This window comes from Luteibacter anthropi (assembly GCF_011759365.1).
In the GTDB taxonomy this organism is placed as follows: Bacteria; Pseudomonadota; Gammaproteobacteria; order Xanthomonadales; family Rhodanobacteraceae; genus Luteibacter; species Luteibacter anthropi.
The window spans coordinates 34,718-59,208 of sequence record NZ_JAARLZ010000010.1 but is presented as its reverse complement, the minus strand read 5'-3'; the positions used below and the strand labels follow the sequence as shown (position 1 = coordinate 59,208).

Annotated in this window: 23 protein-coding genes; 16 read left to right on the top strand and 7 right to left on the bottom strand. The window is 63.4% G+C overall.

Annotated elements, in window-relative coordinates; translation table 11 throughout:
- Positions 1-45 precede the first annotated feature (45 nt).
- Together HBF25_RS17020 and HBF25_RS17015 are read right to left on the bottom strand one after the other, a co-directional pair.
- A complete protein-coding gene (locus HBF25_RS17020) occupies positions 46-429 on the bottom strand; it encodes a hypothetical protein (protein ID WP_166950508.1) in 384 nt (127 codons plus the stop codon).
- Positions 426-3,704: an nSTAND1 domain-containing NTPase gene (locus tag HBF25_RS17015; protein ID WP_166950506.1), complete on the bottom strand. Its 3,279-nt coding sequence runs from the start codon at positions 3,702-3,704 to the stop codon at positions 426-428. Before HBF25_RS17015 ends, HBF25_RS17020 begins: the two co-directional genes overlap by 4 nt.
- 237 nt (positions 3,705-3,941) lie before the next feature.
- On the opposite strand from HBF25_RS17015, the gene HBF25_RS17010 reads away from it, so the two are divergent.
- Genes HBF25_RS17010 through HBF25_RS17000 form a run of 3 tightly spaced genes read left to right on the top strand, consistent with a single transcriptional unit; the run spans position 3,942 to position 5,493 of the window.
- Positions 3,942-4,502: a response regulator gene (locus HBF25_RS17010; protein ID WP_166950504.1), complete on the top strand. Its 561-nt coding sequence runs from the start codon at positions 3,942-3,944 to the stop codon at positions 4,500-4,502.
- Positions 4,503-4,554: 52 nt separating this feature from the next.
- On the top strand, positions 4,555-5,103 hold the full coding sequence (locus HBF25_RS17005) for a glycoside hydrolase family 108 protein (RefSeq protein ID WP_166950502.1): 549 nt from the start codon (positions 4,555-4,557) through the stop codon (positions 5,101-5,103).
- Between the two features lie 3 nt (positions 5,104-5,106).
- A complete protein-coding gene (locus HBF25_RS17000) occupies positions 5,107-5,493 on the top strand; it encodes a hypothetical protein (protein ID WP_166950500.1) in 387 nt (128 codons plus the stop codon).
- 134 nt (positions 5,494-5,627) lie between these two features.
- On the opposite strand, the gene HBF25_RS16995 is transcribed toward HBF25_RS17000, so the two are convergent.
- Together HBF25_RS16995 and HBF25_RS16990 are read right to left on the bottom strand one after the other, a co-directional pair.
- Complete coding sequence (locus tag HBF25_RS16995) at positions 5,628-6,578, bottom strand: MASE1 domain-containing protein (protein WP_166950498.1); 951 nt, start codon at positions 6,576-6,578, stop codon at positions 5,628-5,630.
- Between the two features lie 117 nt (positions 6,579-6,695).
- The gene (locus HBF25_RS16990) at positions 6,696-7,340 is read right to left on the bottom strand and encodes a carbapenem self-resistance protein CarG family protein (protein ID WP_166950496.1); all 645 of its coding nucleotides are present in this window, start codon (positions 7,338-7,340) and stop codon (positions 6,696-6,698) included.
- A gap of 222 nt (positions 7,341-7,562) precedes the next feature.
- Here HBF25_RS16990 and HBF25_RS16985 point away from each other — a divergent pair, with 222 nt between their 5' ends.
- The 3 genes from HBF25_RS16985 to HBF25_RS16975 all read left to right on the top strand — a co-directional run bounded on the left by HBF25_RS16985 (position 7,563) and on the right by HBF25_RS16975 (position 12,675).
- Positions 7,563-11,756, top strand: coding sequence for a cytochrome P450 (locus tag HBF25_RS16985; protein WP_166950494.1), 4,194 nt, complete (start codon positions 7,563-7,565; stop codon positions 11,754-11,756).
- Between the two features lie 395 nt (positions 11,757-12,151).
- Complete coding sequence (locus HBF25_RS16980; protein ID WP_166950486.1) at positions 12,152-12,355, top strand: hypothetical protein; 204 nt, start codon at positions 12,152-12,154, stop codon at positions 12,353-12,355.
- A gap of 29 nt (positions 12,356-12,384) precedes the next feature.
- The gene (locus HBF25_RS16975; protein ID WP_166950484.1) at positions 12,385-12,675 is read left to right on the top strand and encodes a hypothetical protein; all 291 of its coding nucleotides are present in this window, start codon (positions 12,385-12,387) and stop codon (positions 12,673-12,675) included.
- 519 nt (positions 12,676-13,194) lie between these two features.
- On the opposite strand, the gene HBF25_RS16970 is transcribed toward HBF25_RS16975, so the two are convergent.
- Genes HBF25_RS16970 through HBF25_RS16960 form a run of 3 tightly spaced genes read right to left on the bottom strand, consistent with a single transcriptional unit; the run spans position 13,195 to position 15,087 of the window.
- Positions 13,195-13,836, bottom strand: coding sequence for an NrsF family protein (locus tag HBF25_RS16970; protein WP_166950482.1), 642 nt, complete (start codon positions 13,834-13,836; stop codon positions 13,195-13,197).
- A complete protein-coding gene (locus HBF25_RS16965) occupies positions 13,833-14,405 on the bottom strand; it encodes a sigma-70 family RNA polymerase sigma factor (RefSeq protein ID WP_208392646.1) in 573 nt (190 codons plus the stop codon). The genes HBF25_RS16970 and HBF25_RS16965 overlap by 4 nt, the downstream gene beginning before the upstream one ends.
- Positions 14,406-14,445: 40 nt before the next feature.
- Positions 14,446-15,087 carry a DUF1109 domain-containing protein gene (locus tag HBF25_RS16960; RefSeq protein ID WP_166950478.1) on the bottom strand — a complete coding sequence of 214 codons (642 nt, stop codon included), beginning with the start codon at positions 15,085-15,087 and terminating at the stop codon, positions 14,446-14,448.
- Between the two features lie 130 nt (positions 15,088-15,217).
- Between HBF25_RS16960 and HBF25_RS16955 the strand changes: the two genes are divergently transcribed.
- The 10 genes from HBF25_RS16955 (at position 15,218) to HBF25_RS16910 (ending at position 24,489) form a co-directional block, all read left to right on the top strand.
- Positions 15,218-15,490: a BufA1 family periplasmic bufferin-type metallophore gene (locus HBF25_RS16955; RefSeq protein WP_166950476.1), complete on the top strand. Its 273-nt coding sequence runs from the start codon at positions 15,218-15,220 to the stop codon at positions 15,488-15,490.
- 4 nt (positions 15,491-15,494) lie between these two features.
- Positions 15,495-16,325: an MNIO family bufferin maturase gene (gene bufB / locus HBF25_RS16950; RefSeq protein ID WP_166950474.1), complete on the top strand. Its 831-nt coding sequence runs from the start codon at positions 15,495-15,497 to the stop codon at positions 16,323-16,325.
- Positions 16,322-17,074, top strand: coding sequence for an HvfC/BufC N-terminal domain-containing protein (locus HBF25_RS16945; protein WP_166950472.1), 753 nt, complete (start codon positions 16,322-16,324; stop codon positions 17,072-17,074). The genes bufB (HBF25_RS16950) and HBF25_RS16945 overlap by 4 nt, the downstream gene beginning before the upstream one ends.
- Positions 17,071-17,544: a DoxX family protein gene (locus HBF25_RS16940; RefSeq protein WP_208392645.1), complete on the top strand. Its 474-nt coding sequence runs from the start codon at positions 17,071-17,073 to the stop codon at positions 17,542-17,544. The genes HBF25_RS16945 and HBF25_RS16940 overlap by 4 nt, the downstream gene beginning before the upstream one ends.
- 94 nt (positions 17,545-17,638) lie before the next feature.
- Positions 17,639-17,905 (top strand): BufA2 family periplasmic bufferin-type metallophore, encoded by a 267-nt coding sequence (bufA2, locus tag HBF25_RS16935; protein ID WP_166950470.1) that lies wholly within the window; start codon positions 17,639-17,641, stop codon positions 17,903-17,905.
- Positions 17,906-17,951: 46 nt separating this feature from the next.
- Entirely contained in the window at positions 17,952-18,791 is an 840-nt protein-coding gene (gene bufB / locus HBF25_RS16930; protein ID WP_166950469.1) for an MNIO family bufferin maturase, read from the top strand.
- A complete protein-coding gene (locus HBF25_RS16925) occupies positions 18,788-19,522 on the top strand; it encodes an HvfC/BufC N-terminal domain-containing protein (protein WP_166950467.1) in 735 nt (244 codons plus the stop codon). The genes bufB (HBF25_RS16930) and HBF25_RS16925 overlap by 4 nt, the downstream gene beginning before the upstream one ends.
- A 330-nt stretch (positions 19,523-19,852) precedes the next feature.
- Positions 19,853-20,071, top strand: coding sequence for a hypothetical protein (locus HBF25_RS16920; protein WP_166950465.1), 219 nt, complete (start codon positions 19,853-19,855; stop codon positions 20,069-20,071).
- 202 nt (positions 20,072-20,273) lie between these two features.
- Entirely contained in the window at positions 20,274-21,398 is a 1,125-nt protein-coding gene (locus HBF25_RS16915; RefSeq protein WP_166950463.1) for an efflux RND transporter periplasmic adaptor subunit, read from the top strand.
- On the top strand, positions 21,391-24,489 hold the full coding sequence (locus tag HBF25_RS16910; RefSeq protein WP_166950461.1) for an efflux RND transporter permease subunit: 3,099 nt from the start codon (positions 21,391-21,393) through the stop codon (positions 24,487-24,489). Before HBF25_RS16915 ends, HBF25_RS16910 begins: the two co-directional genes overlap by 8 nt.
- Positions 24,490-24,491 lie beyond the last annotated feature (2 nt).

The following is a 24,491-nucleotide window of genomic DNA, read 5'->3' as shown; positions in this document are numbered from 1 at the left end:
AACCGTGTCGGCACCCACCAGGGCTGCCGACACGCTCAACCTGGATCAGAAACCGCCCGGGGGCGGATCATTCGTCATCTGCGGATCACACTGGGCCAGGCCCTTCTCGCTGTCATTCACGGTGACCAGGACACTGAGCAGGCACTGATGCGTATTCGAGTGGGTCACCTCGATGTAGCTTCCGCACTCGCCGACCGTGGGTTCGCTGAGCTGGGTGTTCGGCGTGGCATACAGGTTTGCGACCGTATAACCTTTCTGGCTGCACTCTTTCACCAGCTGGTAGCGTACCGTCGTGTTGCACTCGGTCACGTTCACGATCTCGGGATCGAACTTGTAGTGGTACTTCTCGTCGCGCGTCTTGCGAAAGCCCTGCGTCGCATGGACCGAACCGGTCTCCACGACGGTGAGCGTCACTTCGATGTGGCTCATTGAATCTTCCCCTGGTTTGAGTGATTGACGAACATCTCGAACGCCGGCGAGCGGTATCCAGACTGCCGCAGACGTTCCAGATATGGAGCGGCCTCATCCTGGTGGCCAAGAAGTGTCGCGACCCTCACATAAGGGTCGAGAACGCGTGGGTCCGTGCTCTTCTCGGCACGTGGACGCAATTCGGTAAGTGCACGGTCCAGATGGGTCGATGCGGTGCCGGCATCGCCCTGTTGGCGGGCAATCTCGCCCGCGGTCATGTCGGCCAGCGCGCGCAGGACGCGGTTGGAAGCGGCCGTGGCCGGCACGTCGCCGAACAGGCCCAGGGCTTCGTTCACGGCAGCGGCAGCGGGCACCAGTTCGCCCATGCGCAGGTGGGCCATGCTTTCCCACGTGCGGTTCACGGCCAGCAGCGTGCGCCAGTCGCTCACTTTCGCATCCACGGCCAGCAGCTTCTGCAGCATGTCGCCTGCATCGGCGTACCGGCGCAGCGCAAGCGCCGTGTCGCCGACACCGTATGCAAGCCAGCCCTGCTGCGAGCGGGTGAGTGCGAGATCGCGCTGCCATTTGCGGTTGTCGGGCACATCGCGCACCAGCTGCGCAAACGTGGTGGCTGCGGCGGTGTAATCGGATTCGGCCTGCACCACCATGCCGAGGTCAGCATGCGCGCGGGCCACATGCAGGTCGGCGAGTGCGCGGCGATAAAGCCACAGGTTGGTGGGGTCACCGGATTCGCGCGCGGCGAGCACGGCTTCGCGCTCCTGCATGTAATGGCTGAGCGTATCGCGCAGCTTGCCGCGCTGCTGTTCCACGCTGGCTTCCCAGCCCATGGTGTCGGCCAGCTCCAGCCAGGTCTTGCGATCGGTGGGCTGCATGCCGAGCACGCGCCGCTTCAGCGACGATGACAGCTCGAACTCACGGGTGGCATCTTCGGCGTGGTTGGTGCGTTGTGCGAGCGAGCCCAGGCAGTTGTGTGCGTAGGAAAGTTCGAGCCAGGCATCGGGCACGTCTGGCTCAAGCTTCGCGCGCAGCGTGGCCTGTTCCAGGTAGTTGTTCCATTCCTTCGCGGTCTCGTCGGTCTTGCCCCGTCCGAAAGCGATCTGGCCGCGCCAGTAGGCAAGCTTGCCGCGCTCCGCATAGGCCTCCGCCTGGTCGGGGTGACCGGCGACCAGATGCACGAGGCTCGTGTCGGCGTTCTGGAACGCTTCGATGGCACCGTCGCTGTCACCACGCGCAAAGCGGATCTCGCCGATCTCGCGCAATGCCTTGGCCTGGCGCAGCACCGCGTCGGGCGCATCGCTCTTCCAGTCGTGGCCGCCCATCACCTGCATGGCGCGATGGGTCACTTCGTCGAGCAGGTCGAGACGACCCAGGGCATCCAGGCGTTCATTCATGTCACCGAGCATGAAATCCAGCAGCGACTCGGCATCGGCACGACGTGCTTCCGCGTGGCGCTCGGCCTTGCGTGCGTTCACCGCCGCGAAGGTGGAGATCAGGGCCAGCACCGCGATGGCGGCGGCCATGCCCGCCAGGGTCATCATGGTGAAGCGGGCCTGACGCAGCGACAGGCCGATGAAGCGCGCCTGCGTGGCATCCAGTGGCGGATGCGCCTCGCGTGACAGCCGCTTTGCGTCGGCCAGCAGCTGGCCGCGCGGAATCAGATGCTCGCGGCGCTGGCCTTCGGTGGACCAGCGCGCGGCCATCTCGGCGATGCGTGCCCGTGCGCGCAGGTCGGCACGATGCGTCTGCACCCACTCGGCCACGCGGGGCCAGTGGCGCAGCAAGGCTTCGTGGGCGAGCGTGAAGCAGGGTTCGTCGTCTTCCAGCAGGCTGACCAGCAGGCGGGCGTCGATCAGCTGGCGTACGGCGTGCTGCTCGTCATCGTCGATGTCGATCCAGCGCACCGTGCGCGCGGTGACACCGTCACCATCGCCGGCCACGGCCACCAGCCGGTGCAACAGACGAGGGAAGGCGCGGATGGCGCGGGCATCCAGACTGTCGTGGATACGCTCGGCGCGCTGGGCCAGCGCGCCCTCCAGTCCACCCATGGCCTCGTAGGCGGCGAAGGTCAGCGTACCGTCTTCATCCTTGGCCTCGTACAGCGCCTGCAAGGTGTACTGGAGCAGGGGCAGGGCGGTGACATGGCGGCAGGCTGCTTCCAGCAGCACGTCGTCGAGCATGCGCTCGCCGTGCGGGTCGCGCCCGAAGTGCAGGCCGGCCGCGCGGGCGGGAAGGCGGATGATCTGGGCCATCTCGCCCTGCGTCGGCGGCGCGAGGTCGTAGCTGCCGCCGTCGTGCTTCAGGGCCAGCAGGCCGGGGATGGCCATGAGCTGTGGATAGAAATCGTTGCGGCAGGTGCCGAGCACGATGACCCGGCCACTGCGCGCCAGGCGGTCGAGGGCGGCAATGGTCGCCGTGACCTGCTCGGAAGCCTGGGTGAGCAGGCCCTCCATGGCATCGACCACGAGCAACAGGCGGCCGTTGCCCGCTGGCACCTCGCGCTCGATGCGTTCGATGACAAAGTCGAGGTCGTTCACCAGCGCCTTGCCCAGGGCCGGGCGCTCGCTGTCCACGAAGACAGGGCGGCCCCCCGGTGCCCAGCGGCACAGCGCACCGGCCAGGGTATCCACCAGCGGCGAAGTAGGAGTGCGGGCCACGAACGAGGTCCAGGCCGTGGCGCGCAGGCCATCGTGACCGGCCTCGCCCAGCAGCGCCGGCACGATACCCGCCTGCACCAGCGACGACTTGCCGCAGCCGCTCGGGCCGGCCACCAGCACGAAGGCGCAGCCATCGGCGTCGCTGCGACGGATCGCCCGCAGCAGTTCCGCCGTGGCGCGGGCGCGGCCGAAGAAGACGTCGCGGTCGTCGCTGCCGAAGGCCAGCAGGCCGCGGAAGGGCGAGCCGTCGTTCCAACTGCGCCGGCTGACCGTGGCGCGCTCGCGGGCGTCGGCGAAGGCCACCTTCGCCACCACCTGGTAGCCGCGCTTGCGCACGGTGGCGATGTAGCGGGGCGAGCGGGCGTCGTCCTGGAGCGCCTTGCGCAGCAGGGCCATGGTCTTGTGGACCGGGTTGTCGCCATAGAACGTGCCCCGCCAGCAGGCGGCCAGCAACTGCTCGGTGCTCACCACTTCCCCGCCGGTACCGGCCAGGTAGGTGAGCACGTCGATCAGCTTCGGCTCCAGGACAACACGCTCGTCCTGCCGCTCGATGCTGCGCTGGGACGGCCGCACGGTCCAGTCACCGAAGCTGAAGAACGCCGGATCTTCGCTGCTTTGCATGTCTTCCCTTCCGCCGCCACCTCGAAAAAGGCGCAGCGGTAAGTCCCCGTGTCTAAAGGGTTTTGCAAACCGTAAGGTTTCCGGAAGGACGCGAAAGGGCCCTCACCCCGAGGGTGTGCCCACTGTCGCCTCCCATGGATTCCCCCCAATGCCTGGTTTCCCGCTGCCCGGTCACCACGCCTCTCGCATTCTGTCACACGCCTCCTGCTCATGCCGGGTGCCGGAAGGGGTATCGCCGTGACCACGGTGACCGTCCTTCTCGCCGACGAGCATGAGGTGGCCCGCGACACACTCGCGACCCTGCTCTCGTCGACCCCGGGCTTCCAGGTGGTCGGCGCCACCGACGACGGCCTCGAGGCCGTACGCCTGGCGATGGCCACCCGGCCGTCCCTCATGGTTTTCGACAGCTCGATGCGGGGCTTGAGCGGTTTGCACGCCGCCCGCCGGATCGCGGGGCTGTGCCCGGAGACGAGGCTGCTGTGCCTCACGGCCCAGGAAGAGGCCGGCGCCATCCGCTCAGTGTTCGACGCCGGCTCGCATGGCTTCGTCCGCAAGCGCGACGGGTACGAGGTGCTGATGGAGGCCATCGAGTCCGTGATGCGCACCCGCTACTACGTGAGCCCCGAGGTCGCGGCCTTCCTGCTGCACGGCAAGCGCTGGCAGCGGCTGGCCCCGGTCCAGGGCCGCCACGCGCCTGAATTCACCCCCGAGCTCGAAGCCCTTATGGCGCCGCCGGCCCCCGTGGCCCTGCGCTATCCGCGGCCGATGCCGCGACCCGGTCTGCGCGAACCCTGCTGACCCGACGCCTGAACCCTTTCCCATCCACGCCACTGTCTTACCGGAGAGACCCATGGCCGACTTTCAGCGCTTCCTGCCGACCCTGCTTCGTTTCGAGGGCGGCTACTTCAACGACATCACCGGCCCGGGGATCATGTACAAGGGCATCACCCTTGCCACCTTCCAGCATTGCGCCGAGCGCCTGCTGGGCATCGAGCCGACCCTGCACGCCCTGCTGGCCCTGACCGACGAGCAGGCCGGCACCATCTACAAGGCCCTGCACTGGGACGTGGTGGGCGGCGACCAGATCGCCTTCCAGCCCGTGGCGAATATCGTCTCCGACTTTCATGTGAGCTCCGGCGAAGCGGCCACCCGCCTGCTGCAGCGGATGCTCAACGGCCTGGGCGCGGCGCTGGCGGTGGACGGCCGCGTCGGCAAGGTCACGCTGACCGCCCTGGACCGCGCCGATCCGTACACCGTCTACACCCGCTACAAGCACGCCCGTGGGGAGTATTACCGTGAGCTGGTACGGGCGCGGCCGGTGCTTGCCCGTTACCTGCATGGCTGGCTGGAACGCGTGGCCGCCTTCCCGGATTTCCCGGCGGTGGAGCGGGAGCACTGAGCCATGATCGAGTGTGCCCTCGACACCTTGCTATATACGTTGCGCGACGCCGTGGAAAAAACCTCCGACGCCAACAGCGTCCGGGTGGACCTTCCCGGTGCCGGCGACCCGGCCAGCCCGCTGGTGCTGCCGATCGCCACCTTTCGCGATCATCGCCAACCGGACATGACCCTGCTGTCGCTGGAGTTCGACTGCTACCTGCGCCTGCGCCGCATCCGCGGCCAGCCCCTGCCGGAGCTGATCCTCAACCTGGGCAAGCCACGCTGGCGCTGGCTCAGCCGCAGCCGTCCCCACCGCATGCGCATCTCATATCGCGCCGTGGACGGCTGGCGCCCCCGGGTAGAGCTCGACGGCCGCCCCCTTCCGCTCAACTATCACGGTGAGGAATAAACCCATGGAACGTAGTGCAAAAATCCGCCGCATCCGCGTCCCGGTGGAATGGCAAGCGCTGGTGCTTGAGCAGCTTGATGGGCAGTACGCACCTGCTCGGCGCCGACCATATGTCGGAGGCCTCGTCGTATGCCTCATGGCGGTGCTGGCGACCGGCGCCATTTTGTTGCCAGGCTTCTGAGCCCGTCGGTGGCGGTCGAACGCCATGGCTTGCCTGAACCGAGAACCATGCATGTGGTCATGGTGAAAGCAATCACCGTCTGCGCAGGAACAAGCGACGGATCGTAGAAGTCGCTGGCGGTGAACATGAGGGCAACGACGGATAGCGTGCCGCCTATGGCGGCTCCATGCCAATGATGCCTGGCGGCGAGCATCAGGAGAGGGAGCAAGGTAGCCATCCGGCCGTAAACCAGTGCGCGGCCTCCGCTCACATGAACGTAGATGAGGATGAAGGCAAGCAGCGGTATCTGCAGGAACAGCACATCACGGAAAAGCCTGCTTTCACGAACGTGATGCCAGCGTAACGGAATGTCGAGAGCACGGTGTCGCTCTCTCAGCGCAAGGCATGCAGAAACAAGTGTCAACGCACCCAGGTAGTAACCCAGGAAGAAGGCAAGGGCTTCATCACCGGGTATGTGGTACAGAGAACCTCCATCCGGAGCGCGCGGCAGAAGGATGGATGCGCAGGATGCGACCGTCGTGGCAAGTGCGCTCAAGGCTACGGCGAGCCACATCCCGTTTATATCGATGTTACCGTCAGGCCGCTTCAATCGGGTGTATTGCGTGAACCACGCTACGATCGGCATGCAAAGAACGATGGGCGGCAGCGATGAGATCATGCTGTACGCCGGGCCGAATCGATCAACGGTGGTGATCGCCATGGCCGCAACGGGTAGTGCCTCGCCAATCACGAGTGCTGTCCAGTACCTGCGTGGCACCAGCAGCAGGCAGATCAGTCGAAGTCCCGCCGTCGGAACAAGGTGAGCGAGGGTAAGATTGCGAAGAATGTCGTACGTGCCCGTGTAAGCGGCGGTGATCGCAAAGTGGTGCCCCCAATAGACGGGCGCCCTGGATTTCCACTGCATGCGAAGTCCCCCCTTCGACTGCCAAGAACTACCTGCAACGTCCGTAATATCTCGCCGACCCGCAGCCTTGCGTCGTCTTCGGGATATTAGGAGCGATCGGGCTGTCTGTCGACGCCCTCAGTCGTGCGTATCCGAAAAGCCGCCCGTGCCGCTCTTCTCGCCGAGATGAAGCTCCCGGTCAAAGGCGACATTGACGTCGCAGTAGCGCTTCTTCGATTGGGTTTGCCGATCCTGCTTGAAATATAGCGCCGGCTGGCCAACATCCTGATCCTCGTTCTTCGTCAGGTTGAACCAGATGAAGTGAACCGGCGCGTCATCCGCATAGCTCTCGCCGAAATCGCGATGGGCCAGTACCAGGGTCTCGATCTTGCCATCGGCGGAGCGAAGCAGGCGGAAATCATCCAGCGTGCAATCCGCGCCACCACCGGCCGTGATGTTCAGCTTCTCGTCGTCCAGCTTGCCGTCGGGTTTCTTGAATACGGGAACGAGATTCCAGGTGGCCTTCGGATCGCCAGAGGAGCGAACGTAGAAGGTGATCACATCGAAGCTATGTGCATTGAAGTTATCGCGCCACGCACGCATGGCCATGGCGGGAAGTCCACCGAGCGTGATGGTGTTAGGTCCGTTGTTAACCGGGATAATCTTCGGAGTGCTGCCGGCGGCGAAAGCTGGCGCGGCGATCAACAGGGCGGAAATGATCGTGAAGGGGCGACGCATGGTTCGACTATCCTGGCCGGAATTCAGCCAGTCTAGCAATTCCATGAATATTCATTGGAATGCGCCCCGTCGCTGGCCGAACCAGGCATTCCTGCAGGCGTGAAATCCTGGCGTCGCACATGGCCGTCTTCGTTGCTAAAACATCATTGAAATCAATGACGTCATAGCCCGGTGCTTGATATCGCATATTGATATCTATTGTGGATACCGGGTGAGGGAGAGTAGGGCTCAGGCGTCACTGATGACGCCTTGATGGAGGCTGTGCCCATGAACCACGGAGAGGCTCTTCTGCACGAATCGATCCGTCGATGGGCGGAGCACGATCCGCTTCAGGTTGCCGCGACGTTTCTTGACGGCGATGGAAATATCACATCCAAGCTGACATTTTCCAGCTGGTGGCGCCGGGCGACACGAATGGCATACCGTCTTCGTCAGCTGTGTCCGGAAGACGAACGTATTTTGTTGCTTTTCGAGTCAGGTCCGGATTTCCAGGTGGCACTGCTAGCGTGCTTCTTGTCCGGGCATGTAGCTGTTCCGGCATATCCGCCAGACGCTCGACGCCTTGATCGGACCCTGCCGCGCCTAAGTTCCATGATTCGCGACGCGGACATCCGTATGGCGATAGGAAGCCATCAGGTCATTGCAGCCGCGAGGGCAATGTCCGCGATGGCCGATGGCATGGATCGAATCCGCTGGCTCAGCATGGCGGAGCTGGAAGATGACCAGGTCACGCAAGTGAGTGAGGATCATTGGCCTATCGATCCAGATGCCGTCGCAATGCTCCAGTACACATCGGGCTCCACCGGCCAACCGAAGGGAGTGATGCTTAGCCACGGTAATATCGCGGCCAATATGCGTATGACCCGGTACCGGGGACAGCTTGACGAACATCGCCGCATTGTCACGTGGTTGCCGGTATACCATGACATGGGGCTTGCCCTCGCCGTATTTATTCCCGCTGCATGTGGTTGTACCGCTTATGTCATGTCACCCGTCGACTTTCTCCGGACACCCTCCTGCTGGATGCTCGCGATAGATCGATTCAACGCGACGGATACCGGAGCGCCCAATTTCGCATTGGACTATCTTGTTGACCGCATCGGTACTTCAGCTCCTGGAACCTACGATCTGAGTACTCTCAAGATTGTCCTTATCGGGGCGGAGATGGTGAGGTCATCGACCATTGATTCGTTCCTTGGTTTTGCAACGGCGCAAGGCATGAATCCAGCCGCTCTCATGCCGGCCTACGGCCTGGCAGAAGCCGTTTTGTCCGTCGCCAGCGCGCCTTTCGGTGGTGGGGCCAAAGCATTATGCCTTTCGAAGGAAGCATTAAATGATGGGAGGGTGGAGGTTACGAATGCACCGGATGCGAAACGACTGGTATCCGTGGGCTGCGCCGTAGAAGGCGTTGATCTGCATATCGTCAATGCCATGGGCGAGGTCTGCGCTGGCGATGACACCGTGGGTGAGGTGTGGATTGCGGGCGCGATGGTGGCGCAGGGCTATCGAAATCATGCATCTGCTCCGGAGTTTGGTAATTCTCTGGCTGGTGATGGCAGGTCATGGATGCGTACGGGTGACCTGGGTTTCATTCACGAGGGCAATCTTTACATCTCCGGGCGCCTGAAAGACGTCATGGTCCTGCGAGGTAAAAATTACTATCCGCAAGATATCGAGGTAACTGCGGAGAGCGTGCCGGGCGTCACAAGAGGGGCGGTCATTGCCTTCTCCACAGGCGATGAGCAGGAGCGCGTGGTCGTTGTTGCTGAAATCGGCGGGGGAGCGCCGGAAAATGTGGAGGACATGGCTTGGTCAATTCGAACGGCGATACGCGATAACCACGGGTTCAATGCTGAAGTCGTCCTTGTGAAGACTCGTAGTATCGACAAGACGTCCAGTGGAAAGTTGATGCGGCGGGCATGCCGAAAACGCTATGAGCGAAATCAGCTGGACCTGATACCTATGGAAAATCGTGTATCGGCAGGTGATAAGGGAGGAGATCGACGCAGGGTTACGCCGGATGTTGGCAGGGACCAACTCAGGCACGAGCTTATCGATATGCTTGCCCAAAGCATGAATGGTATCGACTTCTCCATGCTTTCCGGGTCGGCCCGGATCACAAGTATTGGTATCGATTCGCTGTCGGTCATGGATATGGCGGGGCGGATTGAGAGTCGCTTCGGCGTAAAGATGCCTTTGGCTTTGATGATGGAGGACCTGACCTTCGATGAACTGATCGATGTCCTCTATCGAGGAGGGCGGCGGGAGGAATCCATGGGCGTTGTGGCGGATGGGAAGCGGTCTGTTTCTCTCGCCTCAATCAAGCCACCCTCGCCTGTTTTCTGCATTGGCGGATTGGGCGGTGCCGTCATGTATCTTCGGGAACTGGCTAAGGCGATGGCGCCACGTCATTCCTTGATGGGGCTTCAACCTCCGGGATTGCTTGAGGGAGAGGTGCCTGTAGGCTCCGTGGAAGAAATGGCAGCCATTTTCTTCGATGAAGTCCATCGATTGCAGCCCGAAGGGCCTTACATGCTGGCAGGGCATTCGTTCGGTGGCGTTGTGGCACTTGAACTCGCCAGGCAGCTGGATGCCAATGGCGATGTTGTCACGCATGTGGTTCTTCTTGATACGGTTCATATCGAGAACGGTGTCGATGAGTCCAGTCCTGCTGCTTCGGACAGGGACATGGCGATGTATGAGCTTCGGAACGTGCTAAGGCGATCCGGAGGAGAGCAGCGAGATGTCGAAGCCTGTCGCTCCTTCATGGAAAATCCGGATGATGTGAAATCTGTCGAGGTAGATAAGGCTGTCAACCAGAGTCATATCGTTCCATCAGGGGCAAGCGTGGAGCGCTTGCTTCAGGTACATGCGGCCAGTTTTCGTGCCATGTTGGCCTACCGCCCGAAATGGTACAGGGGGAAAGTGAGCCTTTTCAGGGCGAAAGAAGGCTTTCCCGGCGAGTCAATACATCCGTTGCGGCGAATAAAAGGTCATTTTATGGATGATGACCTTGGATGGATCCACTACTGCGGGCAGCTTGATATCGTGCCCGTTGATGGTGATCATTTTTCACTGGTATTGGGTGGGCATGTAAAAGATATTGCGGCGTTGTTGTGCAGCAGGGCCGAGGACGTGCCGCTTGCAAGTGCGGGTATGCGACACCGTCAGAATCCAAGGGAGGCCGGCGCGGCTCTGCAGATCAATGGCGGGAGTGTTCGGTTTGATCCCTTTCATTCTATGGCGGTAGATCATCCTTATCCTTTGTTGAGGCAGCTCTTGACAGCTGGACCGGTGCACAGGGATGTCACAGGGGTATATTGGATTACCGGATACGGCGTTGTATCGGAAGCATTGCGTGACAAACGCTATTCGGCCGATCTTCGTCATATGCAACTTCCTGATCGCCCGCTCCTTGATATCGGAGGCGACGGGCTCAAGCCATCGGTGCTTACTGGATGGTACCGGCAGCAGGAGCAGCTTCCACTGGCCCGTTTATATAACGACGTCATGCTGTTTGTGGATGACCCACAGCATGCGCGTTTGCGAAGTGCCTTTGGTAAGGTATTTCACGCCGATGCAATAAAACGGTGGTCATTCATCGCGCGTGATCGTGCGCGAACGCTTGTTGAAGCGATGGTTGCGTGCGAATCGCCAGACATTATTCGAGATGTGGCCCGTCCGCTACCGGTTAGCGTGGTGATGGACATTCTCGAAATACCAGAGGTCGACGAGTCGGCTATCAGGACCTGGGCGCACGATTTGTTCGTCGGACTTGATCCCTTGATTTCAGTCGATGATACGAGCCGCGTCGTTCAAGCGGAAAAGAATGTGCGGGCATATCTGGGGCGGCATGTCGATCAATGGTCCGGCGCCGAAGAAAGCTTCATGGGTAGGCTTTCGCGTATGGAAAGGAAGGGGGAGCTTTCACGTGACGAAGTCGTGTCAAACTGCGTCTTCTTGTTCACTGCAGGCTTTGAAACTGCGACTGCCGCCATTGGAAATGCCATGGCTGCCATGTTTGATCATCCCGAACAATTACGGTATGCCAGAAGCGGGCAGGTTCCCATGGTGACGCTTGTGGATGAGTTCCTCCGCTACGATCCGCCAATTTCCATGGTTCTTCGGATGACAAGGGAGGATGCCCTGGTCGGAGGTGTAACTATTCCCAAAGGTAATCCAGTCATCCTGAGTTTGATTTCGGCCAATCGAGATCCGGAAGTGTTTTCCAATCCGGACGTCCTGGATCTGAAGCGGAATGCAAGTCGACATGTTGCGTTCTCGCATGGCCCGCACTATTGCATCGGGGCGGCTCTGGCAAGAGTCGAAGTCGCGGCAGCGCTCGATGCACTACTTAGCCTGGATATCGAGCCGGAAGCTGGAGGGGCTGTCCGTAGACAAAGTCGCTTGCTCAATGGCTTTGAAAGCCAGCGGGTCCGGATCAAAGCTCGTGGCGGCTGATAACGTGTGGTGGATTTTAAGACACACACCTACAGACAATACGGAGTCGCTCTGATGCGTTACCACATGGTTGCCTGTGGATCGGATGCGAAGAAGCACAGGCAACCGTCGTTCACCCTTGCGGTGAAAGCGCCGCCCCCGGGTGCTTAGAACACTCCACGACCACTTACCTGCAACCCTGCTTAGAACAAGGTATAAGGTCATGGTGAGGTCTAGGTCATGACCCCGTCCGTCGCTTGGACGCGGCATTCTCACCCTGAGCGGCCTCTACCCATCGTTATCGCAGCTTGTTGTAGGAGCGCGCCTGCGCGCGACCGGTTGTCGCGAAAACCATCATCGTTTTGATACCACCGATCGCGCGCAAGCACGCTCCTACAGGGGGCGCGTGTCGCACGATGGATATCGAATCGATCAGCGCCAAAGCCGATGTGACCACGTGGCAGGCATATGCCGAGGCGATGCAGTCCGTCCTTACGGAATACATGGCCGAAACCGAATTGCTGAATCAACGCTGTGTGGCCCGGGCGATGTCCGGCGTCAACGTGCTCTATCGCATGGGCCTGCAATGCACCAGGCAGGCGAACGTGCGGCGTATGTGAGACGAGGTGCGTGCGCTGGGAGGGCCGAAATGATTGCGGGGCTGTGGGAAGTGGGTGTCGCGCTGGTGTTGCTGGTGGTGAACCTGCTTGTCTACATGAGCAGTTATGGCCAGAGCTGTTCGCTGGCGACGGGGGCGCGGATGTTTTCGGTGTTGTCGTTTGTGGCGTTTATCGCCGGGTCGTTTGCCGTGGGCGATATGGCGACGCACGGGTGTCTGCTGCCGCGGGAGGTGTGGCCGGGGATGGTGTTTGAAGCGGCGAGTGCGGGATTGGTGGGTGCGTCGCTGGGGACGGTTTGGCTTTGGGGGATGTCTCGGTAGCGATGCGCCTGACGACACCGTATCCCTGTAGGAGCGCGCCTTGCGCGCGACCGGTGGTATCGAAACGATGATGGTATTCGCGACAACCGGTCGCGCGCAGGCGCGCTCCTACAACAGCCTGCGATCACGTTTGGGAGAGGCGGCGGGGGCGGCCCTTGGCGCGACTTGATGGAGGTGAGGGGAGCGGGCGGATAAGGCCGCGTAGCGGGGCCGGCCAGGAAGGCCGGCCTTTTTCGCCGAGGCAGGAGCCGAGTCGAAAAACCCCGCACGCTCGCCGTGCCCGAAGGGGCGCTAGCCATAAGACACTGAGCCGCGCAGCGGCTCCTCCTTTCCCGAGGGACACCGCAGGCCGGCGCGCCAAGGGCCGCCCCCGTCGCCTCCAGGCGACCACGCCACACGCGCCGAGCGCGAGGCCGACAGGCGAGCCCACCCTACGGAGCGACGCACCACAAGGGCCGCTTTACTACGGAGCGACACCGTTCCAACCGGTCGCGCGCGAGGCGCGCTCCTACAGGGGGGTTACCAGCGGAGGGCGCGGGGGCCGATCAGGGCGCCGATGGCGGCGGGGACCAGCATGCCGACGAGATACCACAGGGCCCAGAAGGGGGGCGCCATTTCCGGGCAGTGCAGGCAATAGGCCACGGTTGCCGTCGCACCTGCGAACAAGCCCACGGCCGCCGCCGTTGCCCGGGGCCGCACCGGGGCCATGCCGCGTACCGCAAACAACATCGCGACGAATGCCGGCACCGAAAGCGTGGCGATCAGTATGGCGCACACCTTCCACGTATGCCCCATCACCATCGGCACGCGGTCTTCCATGTTTGCATGCGCAAGGATGCACACCGCTGCCACCCATGCGATGGCAACGGGAAACGCCACCACCGACCAGCGCGGCCCCATCGGCATGCCCGGGCGTGCAAGACGGCTCACGGCCCACAACGAAACCCCGGCAATGCTCGCGGCATACGCCATGCGACACCAGAACATGGGCAGGCGGATCGCGTCGGAAATATCAGGGCGCAGGCCAAGCATCGCCACCATGAGCAGCAACGCACCCGCCAGCCCTGCCAATGCAGCCAGCGCATACCGGCGTGCCGGCTGGTGGGGATCCACCGCCGGTGCCTCGCTGGCAAGCATGGCAATCAGGTCATCGGTTTTCATAAGGAACCTCGCAGGCTGGCGGCCAGGGCCTTCAGGCCCCGGTGCACGCCCACCTTCACAGCCGATTCGGACATGCCGCTCTTTTTGGCCGCCTCCGCCACGGACAAACCCTGCAGTTTCACCATCTCGATCGGCAACCGGTGGCGCTCAGGCAGGGATTCCAGCAAACGGCCCACGTCGCGCCGCGCATTGGCCGGCTCCACGTCCGAATCCACGAAGATGCGGGCATCGTCATCGAGCGGATCGTGCAGGGCCTCGCGGCGCGCGTGCGCGCGGAAAAAATCCATGAGCTTGTAGCGGGCAATCGCGTGGACCCAGCTGGTGAGCGGTTGATCCTCGCGATACGTATGACGCGCGTTGTGCACGGCCAGCAGGGTCTCCTGGAGGATGTCCTCCACGTCGTCCTGCGCACGCGGCAGGCGCCGGCGCAGGTAAGCGCGCATGAAACCCGTCAGGCCATCCAGGAAACGCCGGTACTCGGCCGCGTCGCCACGCAGGCCGGCGATGAAGCTGCCGCGCAACGCGATCTCGGCCGGCGACGGAGCCGGTGCGGTCGGGTTCGGAGTCATCGGCGGCGCATCCATGGGCGATGGTATAGCGGGAGCGTGCTCACCATCGCAACAGCCTCGGTCCCAGCCAGGCACCCGCCAGCGTCGGCAGCAGCATGCCCAGCACATACCAGGTGCCCCAGAAAGGCGCCGCCATCTCGGTGCAGTACAGCGTATAGACCAGCACGGCCTGCGCGCCGGCAAGCACGCCCGCCCCCATGCCCGCCAGCCGGAGCCGCGTGGGTGCCAGTCCGCGCACGGCCCAGAAGGTTGCCGCGAACGTGGGTAGCGACAGCGCAAGGATGTTGAAGGTGGCCACCCGCCAGGTATGCCCCAGCACCATGGGCATGCGCAGCGCGGCCGGGGCGGTTTCCAGTACCCAGGCCGAAGCGACCCAGACTGCCAGCAACGGCAGGGCCACCAGCAGCCATGCCCAGCGCGTGGGCTGCCCCGGTCGTGCCAGTCGCGCCGCCAGCAGCAGTGCCGCCGCCGCCACCGTCGCCGGAAACAGCGCCTTCAGCCAGAATACCGGGTTGTCGAGCACGGCGGGCAGGTCGTCGCGCATGCCGCCAAAGGTAAGCAGCAGGGCCAGGGCGACACCGACCCCCAGCGTCGACGACCACGCCAGCCGTCGCGCCACGGCGTGGCGGCGCACGGGGCGCAGGTTGCTGGCGAGGGTATCGATGAGGTCTCGGGTGTGCATGTCTGGCTATTCGCGCGCGCGAGGTCGCCGGTTACAGAATCGAAGCAAAAAAATTTGTAACCGATCCGCTCGCCGTGGCGAATGAATGGATGAACCCGGGCGCCGTGCCCGGCAAGTCCAGGAGATCGTCATGAACCATCGTCACGCCGCCTCGTTCGCCTTCGCCGTTGCTGCTCTCGTGGCCGGTGCCACCCATGCCGACGACGCGGCCCAGCCCAAGGTCGAAAAGTGCTGGGGCGTCGCCAAGGCCGGCCAGAACGACTGTGCCGCCGGTCCGGGCACCACCTGCGCCGGTACCGCCAAGGCCGACTACCAGAAGAACGCATGGAAGAACGTGCCGACCGGCACCTGCACGTCGATCCAGACCCCGAAGGGTCATGGCTCGCTCACCAAAGAAGCCTGATGCCATGAGCAGGCTCACCGCCGGTCTCGGCTTCAAGCCGCAGCACATCGACGAGGCCCTGGCCTGCGCCGAGCCCGGCGTGTGGCTGGAAGTGCATCCGGAAAACTACATGGTGGATGGCGGCCCACGCCTGGCCATGCTCGATGCGCTCGCACAGCATCACCCGCTGTCGCTGCATGGCGTATCGCTATCGCTGGGCTCGCCGGTGGCACCGGATACAAGGCACCTGGCACGACTGCGCCGCCTGGTGGATCGCGTGCAGCCCGCCATGGTGTCCGAACATCTTGCGTGGTCGTCGTGGGAAGGTCGTTACCTCCCCGACCTGCTGCCGTTCCCGCGCAGCACCGAAGCCTTGCTTCGTGTCGTGGAAAACGTGCAACGCACACAGGATGCGCTGGGTCGACGCATCGCCGTGGAAAACCCGTCGCATTACGTCGTGGTCGAAGGCCATGAGTGGAGCGAGACGGATTTTCTCGCGGAGCTGGCCCGGCGCAGTGGCTGCGGCTTTCTTCTTGATATCAATAACGTGCACGTCAGTGCGCATAACCTCGGCTATGACGCGCGGGAGTATCTCGATGCATTTGCCTTGCATGAGGTGATGGAAATCCACCTCGCGGGTTGCGCCGTGGATGAGTCGACAAACGGGAGCTTGTTGATCGACTCGCATGATGCCCCGGTGGATGACGCGGTGTGGTCGCTCTACGCTGCCGTGATCGCGCGCGGTGGACAGCGTCCCACGTTGATCGAGCGCGATGGCGACGTGCCGTCGTTCGCTACCTTGCTGGATGAACGCTCGCGCGCGCACCACCTGCTGCGTCATGGGGAGGTCGCATGAGCGGGCTTGCCGATTACCAGCGACGTTTCCTGCATGCGCTCGGCGATGCGGAAAGCCATTTCCTTCCGGCACGCCAGGCCGGCTTCGATGTGTATCGCAACACCACGCTGCGTGCGGGTATCGATGCACTCGAAGCAAACTTTCCCTCTGTGGCCTGCCTTGTCGGTCGCGACTGGTTTCGTGCTGCGGCGGCGGCATACGTCGAGATGTCGCCTCCGGAAGACCCTCGCCTGATGTTTTACGGCGACCTCTTTCCCGCGTTCCTCGATGCTGCCGAACAGACAGCCGATGTTCCCTATCTCGGCGACGTTGCCCGGCTGGATCGCCTGTGGACCGAAAGCCAGAACGCCGCCGACGATATTCCGATGCCGTCGGCGATGTGGGCCGAACTCACGGAAGACGGGTTGTCATCGGTGACGTTGCGACCGCATGCGTCGCTGCGGTTATTCCGATCACCGCACCCGGCCGTCACCATCTGGCGCGCAAGTCGCGAAGGCCGTGCCGTTGAAGGTGAGCTGGCATGGCAACCCGAACACGCCGTGGTGGTTCGCGCGCATATGCAGGTCACGGTGCATGACGTCGGTGCGCCCTGCCTGATGTTCATCGAAGCCTGTGCGTCAGGCAGCACGCTCGCCGAGGCTGCCGTGCACACCCATCGTTTTCACCCCGACGCCGCCATCGACCGCATCCTCGCCGGATGCCAACTGGCCGGTCTCTTTGTCCTTGCGCATGGAGAAACCAACCCATGAACCGTCACGATGTTGCCGCGATGCAGCAAACCTTTTCCCTGCGGGATCGCTGGAATGCCCTGGCCGATCGGGTTAGCGGGTGGATCGGGCACGACCTGCTGGCCGTGGTCTCCCGAGTCTCGATTGCCGCCATCTTCTTCCAGTCCGGGCGGACCAAGGTCGAGGGCTTCCTGACCCTTACGGAAAGCACTTATGAGCTGTTCCGCACCGAATACAAGCTGCCCCTGGTGCCGCCGGAGGTGGCGGCCCATATGTCGGCCTATGTGGAGACCTTTGTGCCGATGCTGCTTGTGATGGGCCTCTTCACGCGGGCGTCAGCCCTGCTATTGCTGGGCATGACTACGATCATCGAAGTGTTTGTCTACCCGGATGCATGGCCCACGCACTTGTCCTGGGCGGCCATCCTGCTGTATCTCATCGCGCGTGGTGGCGGTCGTCTGTCGCTTGATCGCGTGTTCCGCATCCACTGACGGTATTTGTCCGTATACGTGTGTAACCGAAACCGCAGCGGGCACGAATATCCTCGTGCCACTACGGCACAACCCCAAACCACGGAGTACTTCCATGCAGACCTCGACCAGCAGCATCGCCGCCGCCGCCGCCCTCTTCGCCGTCTCGGCCGTCGCCATCTCGGTTCCTGCCCAGGCCGCTGAAAAGGCTGGCGATACCGTGCATTGCTACGGCATCAACAGCTGTAAGGGCCAGTCGGATTGCAAGACCGCCAACAACGCCTGCAAGGGCCAGAACACCTGCAAGGGCCAGGGCTTCAAGGAAGTGTCGGCCGCCAAGTGCACGTCCGCCGGCGGCAGCACCACGGCTCCGGCGAAGTAATCCGCCGGTCCGGCCGCCATGGGGCGGCCGGACCACCGGGGTCTGTATGAACACCTCTTCGCTTCCCAGCTTCCACGGTTTCGGTCTCGGCCTGCGCATTCCGCATTACGCCGATTTCCTCGAACAGGTGCAGCCTGTCGATTTCGTGGAGGTCATCTCCGAGAACTTCATGGTGGAGGGCGGCCGCCCGCTCGACGTACTGTCGCGTATCCGCGAACGGCATCCGGTGGCGCTGCATGGCGTCTCCATGAATATCGGCGGCGAAGGCCTCGACCGCGACTACCTGCGCCGCCTGCGTCATCTGGCCGACCGTGTCGATCCGTTGTGGGTGTCGGATCACCTGTGCTGGACCGGTATCGCCGGCTTCAACTCCCACGACCTGCTGCCGCTGCCGTATACCGAGGAAGCGCTTGCGCTGGTCGCTGACAACGTGAAGCTCGCCCAGGATGTACTGGGGCGCCAGCTGGTGCTGGAAAACCCGTCCACCTATCTTTCGTTTCCCGATGCGGCCCTGAGCGAGGCAGGCTTTCTTGCCGAGCTTTGCGCGCGCACCGACTGCTATCTCCTGCTGGACGTGAACAACATCTACGTCAGCACCACCAACCACGGCCTGGACCCGGACGACTGGCTCGAACGCCTTCCGCTCGATCGCGTGCGCCAGGTGCATCTTGCGGGCCACAGCCAGGGTCGCGACATGCTGGTGGATACGCACGACGCGCCGGTTCCTGATTCGGTATGGGCCTTGTACGAACGCTTCGTCGCCCGCCTGGGCGAGGTGGCCATCATGATCGAACGCGACGACCACATTCCGCCGCTGGGCGAACTGCTTGCCGAAGTGGCACACGCCCGTGACCTTGCCGCCGCGTCGCGGCGACAGGCGGCATGAACCTGCGCGACTGGCAAAAGGCCTTCGTGGCGGCGTTGGCCCGTGGGCTTGTGCCTTCGGATACCGATCCGCGCGGCATGGCCGTCTACGCCAACAATTACCGCGCGCAGCTTCTCGCCAGTCTGGGCGAGACGTATGAAAAGACAAGGCTCTGGCTCGGCGACGATGCCTTCGACGCGGCGGCATCGCGTTACGTCGATGCTAACCCGCCTGCATCGTGGACGCTGGATGCCTACGGCGAATCGTTCATCCAGCAACTGGAGAACGAATACTCCATCGATCCCGAGATCGCCGAGCTGGCCTGGCTCGACTGGCAGCTGCGTCGCGCTTTTGCCGGCCCCGATGCCGTTGCCGTACAGGTCGGCGAACTGGTGGCCGATGACTGGGACCGCGTCGAGTTCGATTTCGTGCCGACATTGCGTATCCGCCGGATGCGCAGCAATGCCGTGGCCATCTGGCGGGCCATTGCCGACGGCGTCGATCCCCCCGTCTCCATGTTCGTGGAAGACGGGGTAGGGGCCCGGGTATGGCGGCAGGGCCTGTCACCACGCTTTGCCAGCATGACGGCCGACGAAACGGCCTGCCTCGACCTGGCACTGGCCGGTGCGAGCTTCGGCGAGATCTGCACCTGGCTGGGGCGCACCCACGAAGGGGAGCAGGCGGCCCGTATCGCGGGTGGTTGCCTGGGCGCCTGGACCGCCGAAGGCATGATCCGCAGCCTGCGCGCCTGACGGTTTTCCCCAGGTTCTTGCGAACCGGCATATAGAGTGCGTAAACAGTCGGAAAAGAGCGCCGAAATGCGTTGACTCCGCCGCATCGCAGCAAGACAATGCCCACACCCGGCAGCCCCTTGCTGACGGGCCCTCCGTCCACCCAGACAAAGGCATATGGACACCTACCCTAGTCGCCACGTCGACAGCCGCTCGCTTCGGTTGCCGACAAAGCATCACAACCCGATTGCCTGCGGCGACCGCCAGCGGTCGGCCGGCGCTTTCCTCGACTAGGGAAGACCGGCCCACTCCTTGCGGCAGCCACAGGCGCCGTACCCGAGGAGATGGGCCATGAAGCTCGTTAACGCTGTCCTCCACCTGCTCGCCGCAGGTCGTTTCGCACCGGACCGTCGCGTCCGTCCGCATACCTGGCATATCACCGTTCCCGCGTCGCACGCCGATGCGCAGGTGCCTGCATCCGTCATCGACATGCATTGGGAAACCGATCCCGGCTGCGGCCGTCCGGTAGCCCGCTGGCATGGTCACGCCACGTCCCACATCGCGGCCTGACCGCTCGTTATTCGAGGAGAACGACGACCTTGGACCCAGACCCTAGTCCCCGCTCCAGCCAGCCGTCGTACTGACCGCCGTTTCTCCGGACGCGGCGGACAGTAACGATTCCACCGCGGACGGGCCTTCCCTTCCGCATGCCCACGACGCTCACCTTACCGGTGGGCGCCGTGGGTGCGTTCGTTCGCCCAAGGGAATTTCCATGCTTTTCCGCACGCCCGCATTTGTCGCCCGCGCTTTTCTCGCGTCCGCTATCGTCTTCCTGCTTGCCGGCTGCTCGCATGGTGCAGCGGAGCAGGATGCCGCGCCCATCGTGATCAATGACCACGGTATCCGCCGCGTACCCGAACACTCGCCGTTGCGTGACCGTCTGAAGGTGCAGGCGGTCGCGGTGCGCGACCTTGCCCATGCACTCACGGCCCCGGCCATCGTCGAAGCCGATCCGAGTCACACACTCAACATCCTGCCGCCGGTCACCGGGCGCATCGTCGAACTGAAGGTGGCGCTGGGTGACCGTGTCACGCGCGGCCAGGTGCTGGCCGTGATCGCTTCGGGCGATTACGCGCAGGCATCCTCCGACGAGGCACGCGCCCGCGATGCCATGGAGCTTGCCAGCAAGGCCATGGAACGCGCCAAGGGCGTGAACGAAGCCGGCGGTGCCGCGCAGAAAGATCTCGAAGCCGCGCAGAGCAGCTATGCGCAGGCGCAGGCCGAATTCCAGCGGGCATCCAGTCGCCTTGCCTCGCTGGGCAGGGTGAGCGGCACGGGCAGTGCGCGTGGCGTGGCCGTGGTGTCGCCGGTGGATGGCAGCGTGACGGCACTGTCGGCTGCCGTCGGCGGTTTCGCGAACGATCCCAACGCCTCGCTGATGACGATCACCGACCTGGGGCATGTGTGGATCACGGCGAATGTCGCGGAGAACGACGTCCATGAAGTGGCCCGCGGCCAGCAGGCCGAGGTGACGCTTCCCGCATGGCCGGGGCGTTCCTTCCATGGTGTGGTGCAATCGGTGAGCGATGTGCTCGATCCCGACTCGCGCCGCGTGAAGGCGCGCATTGCCGTGCCGAACGAACAGGGCGAACTCAAGGCCAACATGTACGCCACGGCCACCTTCGACGTGCCGCGCGTGCAGGCCGTGCTGGTGCGGCAATCGGCACTGCTGATGAACAACGACGATGTCACCGTGTTCGTGGAGACCGCGCCGTGGACGTTCACCCGCCGCGCCGTGGTGCTCGGTGGCGACGAAGGCGACGAAGCCCGCATCGTGAAGGGCCTCGCGCCGGGCGATCGCGTGGTGACGCTCGGCGGAGTGCTGATCAATGATTGATCGTTTCATTGCCTGGTGCCTGCACCGCCGGGCCATCGTCTTCGGCGTCTCGCTGCTGGTGCTCGTCTACGGCTATTACGCCTGGACGCAGCTGGCGGTCGAGGCGTATCCCGAGCTGGCCGACGTCACCGCGCAGGTCACCACCCAGGTGCCCGGCCTCGCCGCGGAAGAAATCGAACAGCAGATCACCACGCCGCTGGAGCGCGGCCTCGCCGGCACGCCCGGTGTGGTCAGCATGCGTTCCAGCAGCACCTTCGGCCTGTCACTCATCACGCTCACCTTCCGCGAAGGCGCGGAGGATTACTGGTCGCGCCAGCGCGTGACCGAACGCCTGGCCAACGTCACGCTGCCACCGGGCGTCACCCCGACGCTCGATCCGGTATCCGGTCCGGCGGGCGAGATCTATCGCTATACGCTGGATTCGGACTCGAAGAACCTGATGGAGCTGTCCGAAATCCAGCGCTGGAAGGTCATCCCCGCGCTGCAACAGGTGCCGGGCGTGGCCAATGTGGACAACTTCGGCGGCTTCACCAAGGAGTTCCAGCTCGAAGTCGATCCGCAGAAGCTGTTGCAGTTCGGCGTCGGCATGAATGACGTCATCAATGCACTCAGCGCCAACAACACCAATGCCGGTGGTGGTCGCGTCACCCGCGGCGAGCAGTCGTATGTGATCCGCGGCGAAGGCCTCATGCGCTCGCTGAAGGACATGGGTGACATCGTGGTCACCCAGCACAACGGCGATCCCGTGCGGGTGAGCGACCTGGGCAAGCTTCAGTACGGGCACCAGATCCGTGAAGGTATTCTCGGCAAGGACAATAACCCCGATGCCGTCGAAGGCATCGTGGATCTGCTGCTCCACGAGAATCCGTCGCAGGTGCTCAAGGGTATCCACGCCCGCGTGGATCAGCTGAACAAGGAGCTGGCACCGCAGGGCGTGCGCATCGTGCCCTATCTGGATCGCGACGAACTGGTGCAGTCCACCGTGGAGAAGGTATCGCACACGGTGATCGAAGGCGTGGGCCTGGTCTGCATCGTGCTGATCCTGTTCCTGGGCAGCCCGCGCAGTGCGATGGTGGCCGCCGTGACCATTCCGTTCGCGCTGGTCACCGCCTTCATCGTGATGCACTTCACCAGCATGCCCGCGAACCTGTTCTCGCTGGGCGCCATCGACTTTGGCGTGATCGTGGATGGCGCCATCGTGGTTACCGAGGCGATCCTGCGCAAGCGCGAATCGCGTCCGGAAGGCTGGCTGCACGAATCCGATGTGCTGACGGCCACGAAGCAGGTGGCCCGTCCGATCTTCTTCGCCACGCTGATCATCATCACGGCTTACGCGCCGTTGCTCGCGTTCGAGCGTGCCGAGGGCAAGCTGTTCTCGCCGATGGCCCATACCGTGGGCTACGCCTTGCTGGGTGCGCTGCTGTGCTCCATCGCCATCGTTCCGGCGCTGGCCTGGCTCGCCCTGCGCAAGCCGCGCAAGATGTTCCACAACAAGCCTCTTGAACGTTTGCAGCATGGCTACCGGCGTACGCTGGAGCGACTGCTAGGCCGCCCGCGCATTGCCTATGCCATTGCGCTGGGAGCACTGATTGCGGTGGTATCGCTGGGCGCCACCATCGGCCGCGAATTCCTTCCCGACCTGGACGAAGGTTCGCTCTGGGTGCAGGTGCAGCTGCCCAGCGGCCTGTCGCTGGAAAAGGCCAGCGAGATGGCGAGCGAGTATCGCCGTGCGGTGAGCGAGTTCCCGGAGGTGAGCCATGTCGTGACCCAGCTGGGTCGCAACGACACCGGTAGCGATCCGTGGACCCCGTCGCATATCGAATCGGGTGTGGTCCTGAAGCCTTACGACCAGTGGCCGTCCGGCGAAACCAAGGCCGAGTTCATTCGTCGTCTGAACAAGCGACTGCAAGCCATTCCCGGCATCAGCGCCGGCATCAGCCAGCCGATCATCGATGGCGAGAACGATATGGTGGGCGGCGCGCACAGCCCGCTGGTGCTGCGTATCTATGGCGACGACTTCAAGGAGCTTCGCCGCATCGGCGGTGAGATCGTGGACGTGTTGCACGACACGCCGGGAACCGCCGACGCCTCGATCTTCCAGGAACCGCCGATTCCCCAGCTGACGGTCACCGTCGATCGCGACGCGGCGGCGCGCTATGGCATCAATGTGTCGGACATCAATACGCTGATCCAGACCGGCGTGGGTGGTGCGGCCATCACGCAGGCCTATGTGGGCGATCGCGTGTACAACGTCACCGCGCGCGTGCCGCACGGTATCGCCGCCGATCCGGAGTCGCTGGGACGCCTTGTGCTCACGGCGCCTTCCGGTGCGCGCGTGCCGCTGGCCATGGTCACCCACATCACGATGCAGACGGGTGAGAGCACCATCGCCCACGAGCAGACGCGCCGGCAGATCACGATACGCATCGACAACCGTGATCGCGCGCTGTCGGAGTACCTGGCGGATGCCCAGCAGCGCATCGCGTCGAAGGTGCATTTCGATGCATCGACCTACACCTTGCAGTGGGCTGGCCAGTTCGAGAACCAGCAGCGCGCGCAATCGCGCCTGGTGCTGGTGATGGGCCTGGTTCTGGCAGTGATGGCCGTGTTCCTGTTTGCCGAGTTCGGCAACCTGCGTCAGGCCCTGCTCGTGCTGGCAGTGGTGCCACTGGCGACGCTGGGCGGCCTGATTTCGCTGCATGTGAAAGGAGAAACGCTGAACATCGCGACAGCCGTGGGCTTTATCGCCTTGTTCGGCGTGGCGGTGCAGAACGGCATCATCATGGTGGCCAACTTCAATCGCATGCGACGTGACGGCCATGACGTGCGCGAAGCGGTGCTTTCCGGCGCAAGCGAGCGTTTCCGTCCCGTGCTGATGACGGCCACCGTCGCCAGCGTAGGCATGTTGCCCGCCGCGCTTGCCACCGGTATTGGTACGGACGTGCAGCGTGGCCTCGCCACGGTGGTGGTGGGTGGCCTCGTGGTCGCGACCTTGCTGACCTTGTTCATCCTTCCCACTTTCTACGATGTGCTGGAGCGTTCCGTGGAGCGCCGTCGCCGCCGTCATGCGCGGCCCGGGCAGGAGATCTGATC

Bases quoted from the DNA above. Each gene is read 5' to 3' on its own strand.
- HBF25_RS17020 (WP_166950508.1), bottom strand. From the start codon at position 429: ATGAGCCACATCGAAGTGACGCTCACCGTCGTGGAGACCGGTTCGGTC.
- HBF25_RS17015 (WP_166950506.1), bottom strand. From the start codon at position 3,704: ATGCAAAGCAGCGAAGATCCGGCGTTCTTCAGCTTCGGTGACTGGACC.
- HBF25_RS17005 (WP_166950502.1), top strand. From the start codon at position 4,555: ATGGCCGACTTTCAGCGCTTCCTGCCGACCCTGCTTCGTTTCGAGGGC.
- HBF25_RS17000 (WP_166950500.1), top strand. From the start codon at position 5,107: ATGATCGAGTGTGCCCTCGACACCTTGCTATATACGTTGCGCGACGCC.
- HBF25_RS16995 (WP_166950498.1), bottom strand. From the start codon at position 6,578: ATGCAGTGGAAATCCAGGGCGCCCGTCTATTGGGGGCACCACTTTGCG.
- HBF25_RS16990 (WP_166950496.1), bottom strand. From the start codon at position 7,340: ATGGAATTGCTAGACTGGCTGAATTCCGGCCAGGATAGTCGAACCATG.
- HBF25_RS16985 (WP_166950494.1), top strand. From the start codon at position 7,563: ATGAACCACGGAGAGGCTCTTCTGCACGAATCGATCCGTCGATGGGCG.
- HBF25_RS16980 (WP_166950486.1), top strand. From the start codon at position 12,152: ATGGATATCGAATCGATCAGCGCCAAAGCCGATGTGACCACGTGGCAG.
- HBF25_RS16975 (WP_166950484.1), top strand. From the start codon at position 12,385: ATGATTGCGGGGCTGTGGGAAGTGGGTGTCGCGCTGGTGTTGCTGGTG.
- HBF25_RS16970 (WP_166950482.1), bottom strand. From the start codon at position 13,836: ATGAAAACCGATGACCTGATTGCCATGCTTGCCAGCGAGGCACCGGCG.
- HBF25_RS16965 (WP_208392646.1), bottom strand. From the start codon at position 14,405: ATGACTCCGAACCCGACCGCACCGGCTCCGTCGCCGGCCGAGATCGCG.
- HBF25_RS16960 (WP_166950478.1), bottom strand. From the start codon at position 15,087: ATGCACACCCGAGACCTCATCGATACCCTCGCCAGCAACCTGCGCCCC.
- HBF25_RS16955 (WP_166950476.1), top strand. From the start codon at position 15,218: ATGAACCATCGTCACGCCGCCTCGTTCGCCTTCGCCGTTGCTGCTCTC.
- bufB (WP_166950474.1), top strand. From the start codon at position 15,495: ATGAGCAGGCTCACCGCCGGTCTCGGCTTCAAGCCGCAGCACATCGAC.
- HBF25_RS16945 (WP_166950472.1), top strand. From the start codon at position 16,322: ATGAGCGGGCTTGCCGATTACCAGCGACGTTTCCTGCATGCGCTCGGC.
- HBF25_RS16940 (WP_208392645.1), top strand. From the start codon at position 17,071: ATGAACCGTCACGATGTTGCCGCGATGCAGCAAACCTTTTCCCTGCGG.
- bufA2 (WP_166950470.1), top strand. From the start codon at position 17,639: ATGCAGACCTCGACCAGCAGCATCGCCGCCGCCGCCGCCCTCTTCGCC.
- bufB (WP_166950469.1), top strand. From the start codon at position 17,952: ATGAACACCTCTTCGCTTCCCAGCTTCCACGGTTTCGGTCTCGGCCTG.
- HBF25_RS16925 (WP_166950467.1), top strand. From the start codon at position 18,788: ATGAACCTGCGCGACTGGCAAAAGGCCTTCGTGGCGGCGTTGGCCCGT.
- HBF25_RS16920 (WP_166950465.1), top strand. From the start codon at position 19,853: ATGAAGCTCGTTAACGCTGTCCTCCACCTGCTCGCCGCAGGTCGTTTC.
- HBF25_RS16915 (WP_166950463.1), top strand. From the start codon at position 20,274: ATGCTTTTCCGCACGCCCGCATTTGTCGCCCGCGCTTTTCTCGCGTCC.
- HBF25_RS16910 (WP_166950461.1), top strand. From the start codon at position 21,391: ATGATTGATCGTTTCATTGCCTGGTGCCTGCACCGCCGGGCCATCGTC.